Below are 14,299 nucleotides of genomic sequence, written 5' to 3'. Positions count from 1 at the left end.
CGGACTCCCGTGTCCCGGGCACCATCTATCGACGGTTTTCCGGTCAGCCGCTCCGTGCGGTCGCACGCCGCACGAGGAGAGCTCCACCCGAGGAGAGTCCATGCGCACACCTCGTCGGCGGCCACGCGCCGCGGTCGCCGCGGCCGGGGCCACCGCCCTGACGGCCGCCGCCCTGATCGCCGCTCCGTTCACCGGGGCGGCCACCGGGTCTTCCGCCGCCGGGTCCTCCGCCGCGGGGCCGGCGGTCGGGCCGGTGCCCGCCGTCGTCGGGCACCGGCTGGTCAAGGGCGCCGACCGTCCGCTGAGCGACGAGCAGTGCCGGGCCACCTGGGGCATCAACTGCTACACGCCCCTGCAGTACCGCCGGGCCTACGACCTGGAGCCGCTCTACCGGGCCGGCGTCACCGGCGAGGGCCGCACCATCGTGATCGTGGACTCCTTCGGCTCGCCGACGATCCAGCACGACCTGGACGTCTACAGCGAGCAGTTCGGCCTCCCCAGCACCCGGGTGGAGGTGCTGAAGTGGGGCGACGTACCGCCGTTCGACCCGACCGACGCCGACCAGGCCGGCTGGGCCGGTGAGAGCACGCTGGACGTGCAGATGGCGCACGCCGTCGCGCCCGGCGCCCGCATCGTGCTGGTGGAGACCGGCGTCGCCGAGACCGAGGGCGTCACCGGGCTGCCGGAGATGATGGACGCCGAGAAGTCCATGATCGACCGCGGCGTGGGCGACGTCATCACGCAGAGTTTCGGGGCCACCGAGAACACCTTCCCCGGTTTCGACCGCGGCGACTTCTCCAGCATCGGGAAGCTGAGGTACGCCTTCGAGGACGCGCGGCGGCACGATGTGACGGTGCTGGCCTCGTCCGGAGACGGCGGCGCGACCGACGCGACCGCGGACGGCGGCGGCGACTACCCGTACCGGGTGAACTCCTGGCCGTCCGCCGACCCGCTGGTCACCTCGATCGGCGGCACCCAGCTGCATCTGGACGACAGCGGCGACCGGACCGCGCCGGACAGCGTGTACAACGACTACGGAGCCGGCGGTGGCGGCCAGTCGCACGTCTTCGCCCGGCCCGCGTACCAGAACGGGGTGAAGGACGTGGTCGGCGACCGCCGCGGCACCCCCGACATCTCGATGGCGGCCGCGGTGGACGGCGGCGCCTGGGTGTACTCCAGCTACGACCCGACGGCGGTCGGCTGGGACGTCTACGGCGGTACGAGCGAGGCGAGTCCGCTCTTCTCGGGCGTCGTGGCGCTGGCCGACCAGTTCGGCGGCCGCCGGGTGGGCGACATCCACCAGGCGCTCTACGCGCTGTCCCGGGGCGAGAGCCGGCTCACCGGGATCGTCGACGTCCAGGACGGTACCGACAACTCCTATGACGGCGTGACCGGTTACCCCGCGGTCAAGGGCTACGACATGGCCACCGGGGTCGGCTCCCTGGACGCGGCGCGGTTCGTCCCGGCGCTGGCGCGGGCCGCCCGGCCGCACTGACCGGTTTCCGGCCGCCCGGGCACGCGGGAGGCCGGTCGGTCCAGCCGCGATATCTGTTAGGGCTCTTGACAGTTGGGTGGCCCAGAGCCGCATATTGGTCCAGACCAAATGCGTCCCCCCCACCGTCGAAGGGAGCGCGGTCCATGACCGGACCCGTTCGCAGACCTTTCCGCGCCCTTGTCACCGGGCTCGTCACCGCTGTGGCAGCGGCAGGGCTCGCCCTGACCGGGAGCGGCACCGCCCAGGCCGCCACCGCCCTGCCCACCCACGTCTTCGCCCCCTATTTCGAGGCGTACAACGGCGACAGCCTGTCCGGACTGGCCTCGGCCTCCGGCAACAAGTACCTGACGATGGCCTTCATCCAGACCCCGTCGGTCGGTTCCTGCACGCCGTACTGGAACGGCGACAGCGGCATGCCGATCAGCCAGGCCAACTTCGGCAGCGACATCGACAGCATCCAGGCGGGCGGCGGTAACGTCATCCCGTCCTTCGGCGGTTACGCGGCCGACAACAGCGGCACCGAGATCGCGGACAGCTGCACCAATGTCAACTCCATAGCCGCGGCCTACGAGAACGTCATCACCACCTACGACATCAGCCGGATCGACCTGGACATCGAGGACAACTCGCTGACCAACGCCGCCGGCATCGACCGCCGCAACAAAGCGGTCAAGATCGTCCAGGACTGGGCCGCCGCCAACGGCCGCCCGATCCAGTTCTCCTACACCCTGCCGACCACCACGAGCGGGCTGACCACCGGCTCGGTCGGCTCCGGCAGCGGCCTGGCGATCCTGCAGAACGCGGTGTCCAACGGCGTCAACCTCAACGTCGTCAACCTGATGACGTTCGACTACTACGACGGCGCCACGCACAACATGGCGACCGACACCCAGACCGCGATCACCGGTCTGCACAACCAGCTCGCCCAGCTCTACCCGTCGAAGACCGACGCCCAGCTGTGGGGCATGACCGGCATCATCGAGATGCCCGGCATCGACGACTACGGGCCGGCCGAGACCTTCACCACCGCCAACGCCACCACCGTCTACAACTGGGCGGTCAGCAAGGGCGTCAACACCCTGTCCTTCTGGGCGCTCCAGCGCGACAACGGCAACTGCAACGGCACCGGCGGCTCCGACTCCTGCTCGGGCACGCCGCAGACCACCTGGCAGTTCAGCCACATCTTCGAACCGTTCACCGGCGGTGGCACCACCACCCCGCCGACCAACGACTTCTCGGTGTCGCTGTCCCCGTCCTCCGGGTCGGTCGCACCCGGCGGCTCCGCCACCTCCACCATCCACACCGCGGTCGCCTCGGGCGCTGCCCAGTCGGTCGGCCTCTCGGTGAGCGGCGCCCCGGCCGGCGTCACCGCCACGGTCAGCCCCGGCTCGGTCACCGCGGGTGGCAGCGCCACCTTGTCGGTCGCCACCACCGCTTCCGCGGCGCCCGGCACGTACAGCCTGACCGTGAACGGCTCGGCGGCCTCCGGTGCCCACTCGGCGACCTACGCGCTGACGATCACCGGCGGTACCGGCGGCAACCCGGGCAGCGGCATCGTCAACGGCGGCTTCGAGACCGGCAGCCTGACGCCGTGGACCTGCCAGCCCGGTGGCGGCGTGGTCGCCACCCCGGCGCACGCCGGCACCCACGCGCTGCATGTCGTGCCGTCCTCCTCGCAGACCGGGGAGTGCGACCAGTCGGTGGCCCTCCAGGCCAACCACGCGTACACCCTGACCGCCTGGGTGCAGGGCCCCTACTCGTACGTCGGGGTCAGCGGCGGCGCCACCGCCAGCACCTGGACCTCCGGGACGGCCTGGACCAAGCTCACGGTCCCCTTCACCACCGGCGCCAGCGGCACGGTGACCGTCTACCTGCACGGCTGGTACGGGCAGAGCGCGGTCTACGGTGATGATTTCTCGATAGCCTGACCATCGACCCGGCTGAATAGCCGACCGCAGCATCCTCTAGAGTTTCCCCGAGCGTCTACGCGAATGTAGTCGGAACGGGCCGGGTATGCCCCGCGAGGCATGCCCGGCCCGTTCACATCGGAAGACACCAGGGGACGGGAACACCCAATGAGTGCCATCGGCGTCGGCCAAGCCGTCATTCTCGGCATAGTGGAGGGAGTGACCGAGTTCCTGCCGGTCTCCTCCACCGGCCACCTCAAGGTGGCCGAGGGATTGATGAACATCCCGGTCGACGACGACGCCGTGGTCGCCTTCACCGCGGTGATCCAGGTGGGCGCCATCGCCGCCGTCTTCGTCTACTTCTTCCGGGACATCGCCCGGTTCGTCGGCGCCTGGCTGCGCGGACTGCGGAACAAGGAGGAGCGCGAGAACCACGACTACAAATTCACCTGGTGGGTGATCTACGCCACGGTCCCGATCGTGATCGTCGGTCTGGCCGCCAAGCCGCTGATCGACGGCCCGCTCGGCTCGCTGTGGGTGGTCGCCTTCTCCCTCATCGGCGGCAGCGTCGTCATCTGGTGCGCCGAGCAGATGGCACGCTTCAAGCGCGGTGAGGACCAGGTCACGCTGCGCGACGCCATGATCGTCGGGACCTCGCAGATCCTGGCGCTGCTCTTCCCCGGCTTCTCGCGCTCCGGCGCCACCATCTCCACCGCCCTGGTCCGCGACCTGGACCGGATGGCCGCGACCCGTCTGTCGTTCTTCCTCGGCCTGCCCGCCCTCACCGGCGCCGGACTGTACGAGCTCAAGGACGCCACCAGCGGGAGCGTCGGCGTGCCCGCGCTCGCCGTCGGCACCCTGGTGTCCTTCGTCGTCGCCTACGCCTCCATCGCCTGGCTGCTGCGCTATATCGCCAAGCACTCCTTCAACGCCTTCGTGATCTACCGGATCGTCATCGGAGTGATCGTGATCGGGCTGCTGGCGACCAACACCATCAGCGCCTGACCCGCGCGGAGTTCCGGCACACGGAGTTCGGCGCGAAGATCCCGACTGCATAGTTCACGACTTATTTTTTGATGTGTATTGACTCCTTCGGCGGGCGGCGCCTAGCGTCCAGACCGCATCGCGACCCCACAACGCGACTGAGGAGACACGTGTGACCCCGGTACCAGCAGTGTCCGGCACGCTCATCCGCCCCCCACGCCACCGCAGACGCGCAGCCGCCATCGTGGCGGCCGTCGCGCTTCCGGTGTCCGCCTGCATCGCGCTGGTCTCCGCCTCCGGCGCGGGCGCCGCGACCATTCCCACCGCCCCGGCCACCGTCACCAACGTCGGCAGCGGCAAGTGCGTGGACGCCCGCGCCGCCGCCACGGCCAACGCCACCGCGGTGCAGCAGTACACCTGCAACGGGTCCGCCGCGCAGTCCTGGCAGTTCACCGCCACCGACAGCGGCTACTACCGGGTCGGCGTCTCCACCGCGCCGAGCCAGGTCTGGGACGAGACCGGTGTGTCCACCGCCGACGGCGCGCTCACCCAGCTGTGGCTGTACGGCGGCGGCTCCAACCAGCAGTGGCAGCCGGTCGCCGAGTCCAGCGGCGCCTTCCACTTCGTCAACCGCAACAGCGGCAAGTGCCTCGACGTGCCGGGCGCGTCCACCGCGGACAGCGTCCAGCTGGAGCAGTACACCTGCAACGGCACCGCAGCGCAGTCGTTCACCATCAGCGGCAGCACGGGCGGCACCACCCCGCCGCCGACCAGCCCGCCGCCCGGCACCACGCCGGACTTCGGCCCCAACGTGACGGTCTTCGACCCCTCGATGTCGGCCGCGTCGATCCAGTCGAAGGTCACCTCGGTCTACAACGCCCAGGTGGGCAACGAGTTCGGCACCCAGCGCAACGCCCTGCTCTTCCGGCCCGGCACGTACAACGTCGACATCCCGGTCGGCTACAACACCCAGGTCTCCGGGCTCGGCCTGTCCCCGGACGACGTGTCGATCACCGGTGGCGGCGTGCACGTCGCCGGCCACACCAGTGACGGCAACGCCACCCAGAACTTCTGGCGCGACGTCGAGAACATGTCGGTGACCCCCAGCTCCGGCAGCACCATGTGGGCGGTCTCGCAGGCCGACCCGTTCCGGCGGATGGACGTGCACGGCGGGATGCTGCTGTACGACAACACCCACGGCAGCTCGGGCAACTGGTCCAGCGGCGGCTACATCGGCGACTCCCGGGTCTCCGGGACGATCAGCTCCGGCACCCAGCAGCAGTTCATCACCAAGAACACGGCGATGAACGGCGGCTGGAACGGCCAGAACTGGAACATGGTCTTCGTCGGCGACACCAACGCCCCGGCGACCAGCTTCCCCAGCCCGCCCTACACCACGGTCGCGCAGAGCCCGGTCTCCAAGGAGAAGCCGTTCATCTACGTCGACTCCGCGGGGAACTGGCAGGTGTTCGTCCCGGCGCTGCGCACCAACGCCCAGGGCCCCGACTGGACCAACGGCACCCCGGCCGGGGCGTCGCTGCCGATCGGCCAGTTCTACATCGTCAAGCCCGGTGACACCGCCACCACGATCAACGCCGCGCTCGCCGCGGGCAAGAACCTGATCGTCACCCCGGGCGTCTACCACCTGTCGACCGCGCTCAACATCACCCGCCCGGACACGGTGGTGCTCGGTCTCGGCCTGGCCACCCTGGTGCCGGACAACGGCGTCACCGCGATCACCACCGCCGACGTCGACGGCATCGACATCGCCGGCCTGCTGATCAGCGCCAACACCACCAACTCCGCCGTCCTGATGCAGGTCGGCCCGACCGGTGCCACCGCGAGCCACGCCACCGACCCCACGGTCCTGCAGGACGTGTTCTTCCGGGTCGGCGGTGACATCGCCGGCAAGGCGACCACGACGCTGGTGGTCAACAGCGCCAACGTCATCGGCGACGACCTGTGGCTGTGGCGCGGCGACCACTCCAACGGCGTGGGCTGGAACACCAACCCGGCCGCCCAGGGGCTGGTCGTCAACGGCGCGAACGTGACCATGTACGGTCTCGCCGTCGAGCACTACGAGAAGTACCAGACCACCTGGAACGGCAACGGCGGCCGCACGTACTTCTACCAGAGCGAGACCCCCTACGACGTGCCCGACCAGGGGAGCTGGACGACCAGCGGCGGCGACCTCGGCTACGCGTCGTACAAGGTCGCCAACACGGTCACCTCGCACGAGGCCTGGGGCGTCGGTGTCTACGCCTACCTCCGCGACAACCCGTCCCTGGTGCTCGGCCACGCCATCGAGGTGCCCACCGCGGCCGGGGTGAAGTTCCACAGCATGGTCACCACGGTGCTCGGCGGGGCCGGCACCATCAACCACATCATCGACAACTCCGGCGGTCAGGTGACGGCGAGCCACAACGTGGCCGATCTCGTCAGCTACCCGTAACACGGCGCGGGCGGGCTATCCGCCCGTGACGATCCCGATGCGCTTCCCCCGACACAGGCGGGACGGCGCACCGGACAGAGGGGCCGGCCGGCCCTGGGGGCGCATCCCGTCGGCCGGCCCCTCACTCGTCCCCCCACGGGCGGGACGACGGCGAAAGACACGACCTGGCCGACCCATCCCCCCACGGGTGGGCCGGCCAGGCAACCGGGGGCCGGAGCCCGGTATCTCGGTGGCGGCGACGCGGGGTCAGGTCAGCGTCGCCGCCACCGGGTTCCAGTCGTCCGGAAGCGTACGGACGTCCGGCGCGCGTGACGCGAGCTCCACAAAGCCGTGCTGCTCGGCGGAGTTCGTCACGCTGGTCATCAATTCCAGCACGTGCTGGGCGAGTTCACCCGACGCACGGTGCGGGGTGCCACCGCGGATCGCGCGGGCCATGTCGAGGACGCCGATGCCGCGCCCCGCGGTCGTGCCGGTCACCGGCAGCTCCCGCCACTCCTCCTCGCCGAACGCCCGTACCCGCAGCGGCCCGTCGAAGGTGTTGGGGTCCGGCAGCGACAAGGTGCCCTCGGTGCCGGTGATCTCGATCATGCGGCGCGGCACCGCCGAGTCGAAGCTGAAGGTCGCCGAGGCGCTCGGCCCGCCCGCGAAGTCGAGCAACGCGTGTACATGGGTGGGCACTTCCACCGTGAACTCGGTGCCCGCCTTCGGCCCGGAACCGATCACCCGCCGGGCCCGCGCCTGCCGGGCCGTCGCGGCCACCCGCGTCACCGGCCCGAACAGCGCGACCAGCGCGGTGAGATAGTACGGGCCGATGTCGAACAGCGGCCCGGCGCCGTACTGGTAGAGGAACTCCGGGCTGGGGTGCCAGCGTTCGGGCCCCGGCCCCTGGGTGACGGCGGTCGCGCTCACCGGCGTACCGATCACGCCCGCCGCCAGCGCCCGCGCCGCCGACTGGAGCCCGGCGCCCAGGAAGGTGTCCGGCGCGCTGCCGACCCGCAGTCCCCGCGACTGCGCCTCGGCCAGGATCTTCGCCCCGTCCGAGGGGTCCAGCGCCAGCGGCTTCTCGCCGTAGACGTGCTTGCCCGCGGCCAGGGCGGCCGCGGCGACCTCGGCGTGCGCGGCCGGAATGGTCAGGTTGACGACGATCTCCACCTCGGGGATCGCCAGCACCGAGGCCACATCGCCCGCCTCGGGCACCTGATGCTCCCGCGCCGCCGCCCGGGCCCGCTCGACATCGAGGTCCGCCACCGCCAGCACCCTGACATCGGGGAAGGTGGACAGCGCGGTCAGATACTGGGTGCTGATCACCCCGGCACCGATCAGCGCGACGCCGACCGGTCCGCCGGCGCCGCCGCCGGGCCTGGCAGCCGGCTCCGGCGAGACCCCGGTCACGACCGTCCCTCCAGCGCGGTGAGATAGGCGTGGCTCTCCGCGACGGCGTCGAAGACATCGGTCGCGCAGGAGTCGAGTTCGACGATCCGCAGCGCGTCCGGCGCCGCCGCCAGGATCGAGGGCACATCAATGGCGCCCTTGCCGACCGCGGTGTGCGGCTCGTCCTTCACCCCGGGGCCGTCCTTGACGTGCAGGGCCAGCACCCGGTCACCGAGCGCGCGCAGCAGCGCCGGTACGTCCGCGCCGCCGACCTGCGCCCAGTACGTGTCCACTTCCAGGAACACCCGGGGGTCGAGAAGACCGGCCAGCACCTCCAGCGCGGTACGGTCCTCGAACCGCGGCTCCAGCTCCCACCAGTGGTTGTGGTAGCCGATCCGTATCCCGCGCTCGGCCGCCCGGTCGGCGAAGCCGTTGAGCAGGTCGGCGGTGCGCCGGAGCCCGTCCGGGGTGGTGAACTCGTCATGGGCGATGCCGCCCGGGATGATCGCCAGATCGGTGCCGATCTCGGCGACCGCGTCGAAGACCTGGCCGGCGTCCTTGCTGAACAGGGCGTAGGCGTGGGTGCTGGAGACGCTGATCCCCAACGCGTCGGCGGTCCGGCGGAATCCGGCCGGGTCGGCGGTCGGGTCATAGGCCTCGACCGAGCGGTAGCCGATCTCGGCGAGCCGGGCCAGCGAGCCGTCGCGGTCGGCGGCTATCTGGTCCCGGAGGGTGTAGAGCTGGATGCTCAGCGGTGTGGCCATCGGAGCGGTGCCTCCTGGAAGTCCCGAAGTCCTGAAGTCGTGAAGTCCTCGTGGTGGTGCCGTGGTGCGATGGCGGCCCGGCCCCGCGGCGGCTCGTGGTCCGGTCCCGGCCGGTCAGCCGACGATGAGCGGGCGCAGTGTGCGGTGGGCGATCTCCAGCCCCTGGGTGACCCGCTCCACGTCGCCGCTCCACACCGGGTCCTCGTGCTCCACCGACAGCACCCCGGTGAACCCGCCCTCGTAGAGCGTGTCGACGATCCGGCGCCAGTCCACGTCGCCGAGGCCCGGCACCCGGTAGCGCCACCAGCCGCTGTCCCAGCCGTCCGCGCGCTCCACCGTCCGGCCGAAGAATCCGTAGCGGTCCCTGGCCCGCGGGTCCAGCTGGGCGTCTTTCGCCTGCGCGTGCGGGATACGGCCGATGTACGGCTTGAGCGCCGCCACCGGGTCGATGCCCAGCCACAGCAGGTGCGAGGGGTCGTAGTTGAGGTAGAAGCCGAGGTCGAACATCCACTCCCACAGCTCCGGCGAGTAGGCCAGGTTGCCGGGGTAGCCGTCGGGATGCCAGCCCTCCATCACGCAGTTCTCGATGATGATCTTCACCCCGCGCTCGCCCGCGTACTCGACCAGGGCGGGGAGTTCGCGCGACGCCAGCGCCAGATTCTCCTTGACCGACAGACCCGGATGGCGGCCGATGAAGGTGCCCACGTACTCCACGCCGAGCAGCTGGGCGGCGTCCACGTTGGCCCGTACGTGGGCGGCGATCTCGGACCTGCGGGTCTCGTCGGGGTGCAGATTGTTCTCGTAGTAGGCGAGCGCGGACAGGGCCAGCCCGTGCTTGTCGAACAGGGCGCGCACCTCGTCGGCCTGGCGCTCGCCGAAGGCCGTGACGTCGATATGGCTGGCCTCGAAGTCCCGGGAGCCGGTGGACGGCCAGGTGGCCACCTCCAGCGCCTCGTAGTCGTGACCGGCCGCCCAGGCGGCGATCTCGTCCAGCGGGAGCTGCGGAAGGCAGGCGGTCAGGAAGCCCAGCTTCATCTCAGGAGACCTCTTTCCAGGACCGGCTCGCCGCGGAGGCCAGGACGGCCTCGGTGAGGCGGACCATGCGTGCGGCGTCGTCGAAGGTGGGGAAGCCGAAGGAAGGGACGGCGGAAGCCTCGGCGGGTGCGGTGCCGGGGAGGGCGCCGATGGTTGGGCCGTCACCGGGGAGGGCGCCGACGGTCTCCTGGACCTCGGCGGCGCGGATCGCCGTGTGCACGTCCCGGACGAAGGCGGCGAAGCAGTCGAGATAGCCCATCGGGTGCCCGCCCGGCACCGTCGACAGCCGGGCGGCGGCGGGGGAGAGGGTCGCCGGGTCGCGCAGCACCGCCGCGTTCTCGCCGCGGCTGCCGACGAACAGCGACTCCGGGTTCTCCTGGTCGAAGGCGAGCGAGGTGCGGGCGCCGTCCACCTCGAACCACAACCGGTTCTTGCGGCCCGGGGAGATCTGGGAGACGGTCACCGATCCGGTGGCCCCGCGGTCGGTGCGCAGCAGCAGCTGCACCGCGTCCTCGGTGCCGGGCCGGCCTCCGTCCCAGCCGCCGTCCCGGTCCATGGTCTGGGTGACCGCCGTCACCTCGGCGATCCGGTGGCCGGTCACCCATTCCACCAGGTCGCACCAGTGCGAACCGATGTCGGCGAACGCCCGGGAGGGCCCGCCGGTCACGGCGTCCACCCGCCAGTTGGTGTCGCCGGGCTCCGACAGCCAGTCCTGGAGGTAGTGGCCGTGCACCAGCCGGATGTCGCCCGCCCGGCCGTCCAGCACCCGGGCCCTGGCCTCGGCGGCCATCGGGTGGTAGCGGTAGACGAAGGGCACCGCCGCCACCCGTCCGGTCTCGGCGGCCAGCGCGGCCAGCGCGTCGGCGGTCGCCGCGCTGGTGGTCAGCGGCTTCTCGCAGACCACGTGCTTGCCGGCCCGCAGCGCGAGTTCGGCCAGCTCCGCGTGCGCGTCGTTGGGCGTGCAGATGTGCACCACGTCCACGTCGTCGCTCGTCACCAGCGTCCGGGAGCTGTCGAAGGCCCGCTCCACGCCGAGTTCGGCCGCCGCCTCCTTGGCCCGGGCGGAGGACGAGGCGCTGATGCCGACCACGGGGGCGCCGGAGCGCCGCACCGCGTCGAGATGAACGCGCCCGATCATGCCCGCGCCGGCGATGGCCGTACGCAGCGGTGGCGGATTCGCTGAATCCACGGAGATTCGGCCCACGAATGCCCTCCCTTTCGGCTTGTAGAAAACGCTAGCCATCGATGTTTCGGTTGACAATGGCAATGTTTACGCTATGTTCTGCCATAAATAGCGGGCTGCGGCCGCGCCGACCGGGCCGGGTCCCCGCCGAGGAGAGGCAGGCGCACAGGGTGACGGCAGCAGCAGGGGTTTCGGCGACGCCACCGGGCGCGGCACCGGACGGGTCACCGAGTACGTCACCGGGCGCCTCACCCGCGGGTGACCGGCAGCTCACCGCGCTCAGCGAACTGGCCGGGCTGGTGGCCGGCGGTGCCACCCGGCGCAGCCAACTGGCCACCGCCACCGGCCTGTCCAGGGCCGCCGTCGCCCAGCGCGTCGACTTGCTGATCGCCAGGGGCCTGCTGGTGGAGACCGGCACGGTGGCCACCGACCGCGGCCGCCCCCCGCTCACCCTGCAACTCGCCTCGCGAACCGCCGTGGTGTGCGCGGTGGACCTCGGCGCCACCCACAGCACGGTCGCGGTCGCCGAACTCGGCGGCACCGTACTGGCCGAAGCCACCGACGAGTTGGACATCAACGACGGACCGGAAGCCGTACTCGCCGGTCTGCACGAGCAGTTGGGACGGCTGCTGGCCACCGCCGGACATCCCGCCGAGCACGTACGCGCCATCAGCATCGGCGTCCCCGGCCCGGTCGAGGCGAGCACCGGCACGGTGGTGCGCCCGCCGATCATGCGCGGCTGGGACGGCTACCGCGTGCCGGGCTACTTCGCCGGCCGCTACGACGCGCCCGTTCTCGTCGACAACGACGTCAACATGATGGCGCTGGGCGAGTACGGCCACCGTCCGGCGACCACGCATCTGCTCTACGTCAAGGTGGGTACCGGAATCGGCTGCGGGATCGTGTCGGGCGGTGTGGTGCACCGCGGCGCGTCCGGCGCCGCGGGGGACATCGGCCACATCCCCGTCCCGGGCCACGACCACGTGCTGTGCCACTGCGGCAACACCGGCTGTGTGGAGGCGGTCGCCTCCGGCGCGGCGGTGGCCGCCACCCTGCGCGAGGCCGGTCTGCCCGCCGAGCACGCCGCCGACGTGGTGCGGCTCGTCGCCGCGGGCGACCCGCTGGCCCGCCGGCAGGTACGGCTCGCCGCCCAGCGGATCGGGGAGGTGCTGGCGTCCCTGGTCAGCTTCTACAACCCCGACACCATCGTCCTCGGCGGCAGCATCGCCAGCCTGCACGACGACCTCCTGGCCGACATCAGGGCCGCCGTCTACCGCCGTGCGCTGCCGCTCGCCACCCGGACGGTGGCGATCGAGACCACCCTGCTCGGGCGCCGGGCCGGAATCGAGGGCGCGCGGCGGCTGGCCGTGCACCATCTGCTCTCTCCCGAGGGGATCGGGCGCATGCTGGCCGCCGCCGGCCGCTGAAGAGGGACATCCGGGACGACCGGGACAGCCGGCAGCCGGCGGCGGCGCCGCGCCGGGCACTGTGCGGCGGGCCGTGCACCACGCCTTTCGGGCGGCCGGGGAGACACGCGGCGGTCCGCCAACTCCCTTGCGGACGGCGGATGATGGCGCTCGCGAGGGCGCCGCCGGACGGCACGGCCCGGGCGCGGAGGGTAGTCGCCGCCCCGCCCCGGCGCGGGGCCGCGACGGGTGCCGCGCGGGGCCGCCGCGGGTCTACCGGGCCGGTGGACGCGGGTAGCGTGCCCGGCTGTCAAGAGGGCGCCTTTCCCGTAACCCCTCCCCATCGCGGGGTCCAATGGGCATCCTTGGAGGCATGAATCCGAACGGCGACGATTCCGCCCACCGGACCGCCCCGGGCAGCGATCCGGAATCCCCGGTCGCGGCGCTCGCCGACCTGGAGGCGTGGAAGGCCCGCAAGACCTATCCGTCCACCCTGCTGGCCGGCGGCCCGGTCTTCGGCATCGCCCGCGAGCGGGCCGAGGGCGGCTGGGAGGTGCAGCCGTACTTCTCCGGACTCGCCCCGCAGGACGCCCGCGACAGCCTCGCCGGGTACTTGCGCGGGCTCGCCGAGCAGCCGGAAGGGAGCCCCGACGAGAATCCGGAAGGGGCGCCCGCCGCCGGCCCGCCGGCCCCGGCGCCCGCTGACCGGCCGGCCGCGCCCCGCGCCGACTACCTGGCCGCCGCCGACCGCCTCGACCGGGCGGAGGCGGACGAAGTCACCGCTGGCGGTGAGCGCTTCCGGGTGATCCGCGCCGAACGCTTCATCCGGATGGGCCCGGACGGCCCCGAGCCGCCGCGCGCCACCGACCCGGATCCGGCGCATGGCGCCGGCCGCGGCGGCGACCCGGTGGCCGCGCCCGACCCGGCCGCCGGACTGGTCATCGACCCGGTGTCGCCCGGCGGTTCGGAAGGCGTCCTCGACGCCGAACTGCTCGCCGCCCTGCGCAGGAACGACACCGTGCCCAACGACGTCTACGACGACTCCCGCGTCGCCGCCCGGACGCACCCGGGCACGCTGCTGCTCCCCGCCAGCTTCATGACGGCGGAACGCGAAGGAGGCCGCTGGCGCCCCCACTCCACGGGCACCGCCGCCACCCCGCACGACGCCCGCGACGGCCTCGCCGTCCATCTGCGCGTCCTCGTCCCCTGGCAGCGGGACCTGACCCCGGGCGAGCACGAGGTCTACAAGCGCGCCGCCGACCTCCTCGACGCCGAGCAGCCCGACGAACTCGACGTGGCCGGCCGCCATTTCCGTATCGTCCGGGTCGAACGCCTAGTCCGGGTGGGCCCCGACGGCCCCGAGGGCCCGCGCCCCTCCGACCTCGACCCGCTCCCGACCGACTCCCGCATCCCCGACCAGCCCCTCCCGCCCCACGACGACGAGCCGGCCGCGGAGCCCGACGCCCGCACCCGGCGCTTCCTCGAACTCTTCGAGGAGGAGGCCCGCCGCCGCACCTCGCGCGACAGGGAAAGCCGGCCCTGAGGCCCTGCGGCGCCCCCGCGAGGCACCGCCCAGCGCGACCCCGCCAGCGGCGCCGATCCCCCGCGGCCCAGCTACGCCCCACCCCAGGAGCGCCGGGAACCGCGCGACCCGCCACGCCGGGGGAATGTTCCGTGCCGGGGACCACAGCGCGATGCCGGC

At 72.0% G+C, this 14,299-nt stretch carries 10 protein-coding genes; 6 read left to right on the top strand and 4 right to left on the bottom strand.

What is annotated here, in order from left to right:
- Positions 1-100: 100 nt before the first annotated feature.
- The 4 genes from ACFO3J_RS10870 to ACFO3J_RS10855 all read left to right on the top strand — a co-directional run bounded on the left by ACFO3J_RS10870 (position 101) and on the right by ACFO3J_RS10855 (position 6,838).
- Positions 101-1,495, top strand: a complete 1,395-nt coding sequence (locus tag ACFO3J_RS10870; protein WP_386428547.1) for a S53 family peptidase — start codon at positions 101-103, stop codon at positions 1,493-1,495.
- A gap of 143 nt (positions 1,496-1,638) precedes the next feature.
- The gene (locus ACFO3J_RS10865; protein WP_386428544.1) at positions 1,639-3,423 is read left to right on the top strand and encodes a carbohydrate binding domain-containing protein; all 1,785 of its coding nucleotides are present in this window, start codon (positions 1,639-1,641) and stop codon (positions 3,421-3,423) included.
- Positions 3,424-3,570: 147 nt separating this feature from the next.
- The gene (locus tag ACFO3J_RS10860; RefSeq protein ID WP_386428541.1) at positions 3,571-4,407 is read left to right on the top strand and encodes an undecaprenyl-diphosphate phosphatase; all 837 of its coding nucleotides are present in this window, start codon (positions 3,571-3,573) and stop codon (positions 4,405-4,407) included.
- 151 nt (positions 4,408-4,558) lie between these two features.
- Positions 4,559-6,838 (top strand): RICIN domain-containing protein, encoded by a 2,280-nt coding sequence (locus tag ACFO3J_RS10855; protein WP_386428539.1) that lies wholly within the window; start codon positions 4,559-4,561, stop codon positions 6,836-6,838.
- A 246-nt stretch (positions 6,839-7,084) separates the two neighbouring features.
- Here the strand turns inward: ACFO3J_RS10855 and ACFO3J_RS10850 are convergent, their stop codons facing one another.
- From ACFO3J_RS10850 to ACFO3J_RS10835, 4 genes are all read right to left on the bottom strand, one after another.
- Positions 7,085-8,230 carry a Gfo/Idh/MocA family protein gene (locus ACFO3J_RS10850; protein WP_386428537.1) on the bottom strand — a complete coding sequence of 382 codons (1,146 nt, stop codon included), beginning with the start codon at positions 8,228-8,230 and terminating at the stop codon, positions 7,085-7,087.
- Positions 8,227-8,973 (bottom strand): sugar phosphate isomerase/epimerase family protein, encoded by a 747-nt coding sequence (locus ACFO3J_RS10845; RefSeq protein ID WP_386428535.1) that lies wholly within the window; start codon positions 8,971-8,973, stop codon positions 8,227-8,229. The genes ACFO3J_RS10850 and ACFO3J_RS10845 overlap by 4 nt, the downstream gene beginning before the upstream one ends.
- A gap of 114 nt (positions 8,974-9,087) precedes the next feature.
- Positions 9,088-10,008: a sugar phosphate isomerase/epimerase family protein gene (locus tag ACFO3J_RS10840; protein WP_386428532.1), complete on the bottom strand. Its 921-nt coding sequence runs from the start codon at positions 10,006-10,008 to the stop codon at positions 9,088-9,090.
- Between the two features lies 1 nt (position 10,009).
- Entirely contained in the window at positions 10,010-11,212 is a 1,203-nt protein-coding gene (locus ACFO3J_RS10835; protein WP_386428530.1) for a Gfo/Idh/MocA family protein, read from the bottom strand.
- A 149-nt stretch (positions 11,213-11,361) separates the two neighbouring features.
- Between ACFO3J_RS10835 and ACFO3J_RS10830 the strand changes: the two genes are divergently transcribed.
- The gene (locus tag ACFO3J_RS10830; protein WP_386428529.1) at positions 11,362-12,618 is read left to right on the top strand and encodes an ROK family transcriptional regulator; all 1,257 of its coding nucleotides are present in this window, start codon (positions 11,362-11,364) and stop codon (positions 12,616-12,618) included.
- A gap of 352 nt (positions 12,619-12,970) precedes the next feature.
- Complete coding sequence (locus ACFO3J_RS10825) at positions 12,971-14,140, top strand: DUF5954 family protein (RefSeq protein ID WP_386428528.1); 1,170 nt, start codon at positions 12,971-12,973, stop codon at positions 14,138-14,140.
- The last annotated feature ends 159 nt before the right edge of the window (positions 14,141-14,299 follow it).

It is taken from the genome of Streptomyces polygonati, assembly GCF_042650325.1.
Lineage (GTDB): Bacteria > Actinomycetota > Actinomycetes > Streptomycetales > Streptomycetaceae > Actinacidiphila > Actinacidiphila polygonati.
Note: the sequence above shows the minus strand (reverse complement) of the source record. Positions and strands in the feature narration are given on the sequence as shown.

Bases quoted from the DNA above. Each gene is read 5' to 3' on its own strand.
- ACFO3J_RS10870 (WP_386428547.1), top strand. From the start codon at position 101: ATGCGCACACCTCGTCGGCGGCCACGCGCCGCGGTCGCCGCGGCCGGG.
- ACFO3J_RS10865 (WP_386428544.1), top strand. From the start codon at position 1,639: ATGACCGGACCCGTTCGCAGACCTTTCCGCGCCCTTGTCACCGGGCTC.
- ACFO3J_RS10860 (WP_386428541.1), top strand. From the start codon at position 3,571: ATGAGTGCCATCGGCGTCGGCCAAGCCGTCATTCTCGGCATAGTGGAG.
- ACFO3J_RS10845 (WP_386428535.1), bottom strand. From the start codon at position 8,973: ATGGCCACACCGCTGAGCATCCAGCTCTACACCCTCCGGGACCAGATA.
- ACFO3J_RS10840 (WP_386428532.1), bottom strand. From the start codon at position 10,008: ATGAAGCTGGGCTTCCTGACCGCCTGCCTTCCGCAGCTCCCGCTGGAC.
- ACFO3J_RS10825 (WP_386428528.1), top strand. From the start codon at position 12,971: ATGAATCCGAACGGCGACGATTCCGCCCACCGGACCGCCCCGGGCAGC.